The organism is Desulfovibrio sp. 1214_IL3152, from assembly GCF_036763055.1.
GTDB lineage: Bacteria > Desulfobacterota > Desulfovibrionia > Desulfovibrionales > Desulfovibrionaceae > Desulfovibrio.
Map to the genome: position 1 here is coordinate 1 of NZ_JBAIYW010000447.1, position 2,345 is coordinate 2,345.

Genomic DNA, 2,345 nt, shown 5'->3' on the forward strand with positions numbered 1-2,345 from the left:
CGCTGGCGCTGCGCAAAAGTTCGCAGCCCGCCCCCTGGAATACCTTTCAGCGCGTGTACGCCGAGCCTCTGGTTATGGGTGTGGAAGAGCGGGGGCTGGACCTGCCCGAACGCCCCCTGCATTCCTTTACCGATCTTTTTCCCTTGCCCGGCGCGCAGGATCGCCCGTGGCAGCATCTCGCCACAGGACTCAAGGAGTGGAAAGGCAGCCGCCGGCAGGTTGTGCTGAGTTTTTCTTCCGGCAGAAGCCGCGCAAAGTTCCTGAAGCTTGCGGAACAGGACGGCATCATACCCGCTTTGCGGTATGCGCCCGATCAGCGGGGGCTGTTTGCCCTGGTTTCGCCGTTCCGCTCCGGGGCCGAGCTTGTGTGGGACGATGTGCTGGTGCTGGGCGAAGACATCCTTTACCCCAAGGCTGAAAAGACGCCCCGTATTTCTTCCCGCGTTTTCAAGGGGCTGGACACCTTTGACGACCTCAGGCCCGGCGATCTGCTTGTTCACAGGGACTACGGCATCGGCCGCTTTGCCGGTCTGCATCATCTTGATCTCAATGCCGCGGCCAACGATTTTCTGCTGGTGGAATATTCCGGGCGCGACAAGCTCTATGTGCCTGCCGACAGGCTGGGGCTTATCCAGCGTTTCAAGGGCACTGAAGGCGTGGAACCTGCCCTTGACCGTCTGGGCGGGGCGGCCTGGGTGGCCGGCAAGGAAAAAGCGCGCAAGGCCATTGAAAAAATTGCCGCCGATCTTGTGGAAATGTATGCCTACCGCAAGGTGACCAAGGGCTTTCGCTACGATCCCCCCGGCGAGCTGTACCACGAGTTTGAGGCCACCTTCGGCTTTGAGGAAACGCCCGATCAGGCCAAGGCCATTCAGGATGTGCTGGACGATATGGACAGGCCGCGCCCCATGGATCGCCTTGTGTGCGGCGACGTGGGCTTCGGCAAGACAGAGGTGGCTCTGCGCGCGGCTTTTCGTGCTGCTTCCGAAGGGCGGCAGGTTGCCCTGCTGTGTCCCACCACGGTACTTGCCGAGCAGCATTACCAGACGTTTCGCGCGCGCCTGGCCGGCTTTCCCGTCAATGTGGGCCTGCTCAGCCGTTTTGTGCCGCGACCCAGGCAAAAAGAGGTGCTCAAGGCTGCCGCGGCCGGGCAGATAGACATTCTCATCGGCACGCACCGCATCCTTTCCAGCGATGTAAAGCTGCCCAACCTGACGCTGCTTGTTCTGGACGAGGAACAGCGTTTCGGCGTGCGCCACAAGGAAAAACTCAAGGCCCTCAAGAAAAACGTGGACGTGCTGACGCTCACGGCCACGCCCATACCGCGCACCCTCCAGCTTTCCATGTCCGGCATCCGCGAGCTTTCCATCATAGAAACCGCGCCGCAGGACCGCAAGCCCGTTGCCAGCGCCGTGCTGCGCAAGGACGACAATGTGCTGCGCAAGGTGCTGGAACGGGAAATAGAGCGGGAAGGGCAGGTGTTCTGGGTCTATAACCGTGTTCAGGGGCTGGAGCGCGTGGCCGAATATGTGCGCGGGCTTGTGCCGGACGCCCGCGTGGGCATGGCCCACGGGCAGATGTCCGAGACCGAGCTTGAAGACACCATGCACAAATTCTGGCACGGCGAACTGGACGTGCTGGTCTGCACATCCATTGTGGAGTCCGGCCTGGACTTTCCCCGCGCCAATACGCTTGTGGTGGATCAGGCGCAGATGTTCGGCCTGGGGCAGTTGTATCAGCTGCGCGGGCGGGTGGGCCGCAGCGACAGGCAGGCATATGCCTTTTTTGTGGTTCCCGATGCCGAGCGCCTCACGGCCGTGGCCGAAGAGCGCCTGCGCATCATTCTTGACATGGACTATCTGGGCGCAGGCTTTCAGGTGGCCATGGAAGATTTGCGTCTGCGCGGGGCCGGGAATATACTGGGCGAGGTGCAGTCCGGGCATATGTGTCGGGTGGGGCTGGATCTTTATCTTGAGATGCTTGAGGAGGCCGTGGGCCGCCTCAAGGGCACGCCCGAAAGTCCGGTCGCCGAAACAGAGCTTACGCTTGGCCTGCCTGCCCATATTCCGGCATCGTATATTGATGACGGCCGTGAGCGGCTGCGCTGCTACAAGGCGCTTACTTCCGCCCAGGGCGGGGCCGCACGCGAGGAAACAGCCCTTTCCATACGTGACCGTTTCGGCCCCTTCCCCGAGGAACTGACGAACTTTCTGGCGGTGCTGGACTTCAAGCAGTTTCTTACGGAACTGCAGGTGCAGAAGGCCGACGTACACCGCGAGCATGTACGCCTGACCTGGCCCGACGGGCAAACGGCCGTGCAGCCCGAGCGCATTGTGGCCCTGGCC

1 protein-coding gene is annotated in these 2,345 nt (G+C 62.0%); it reads left to right on the forward strand.

What is annotated here, in order from left to right:
* A partial coding sequence (gene mfd / locus V6C07_RS09445; protein ID WP_333536179.1) for a transcription-repair coupling factor occupies window positions 1-2,345 on the forward strand: 2,345 nt, incomplete at both ends.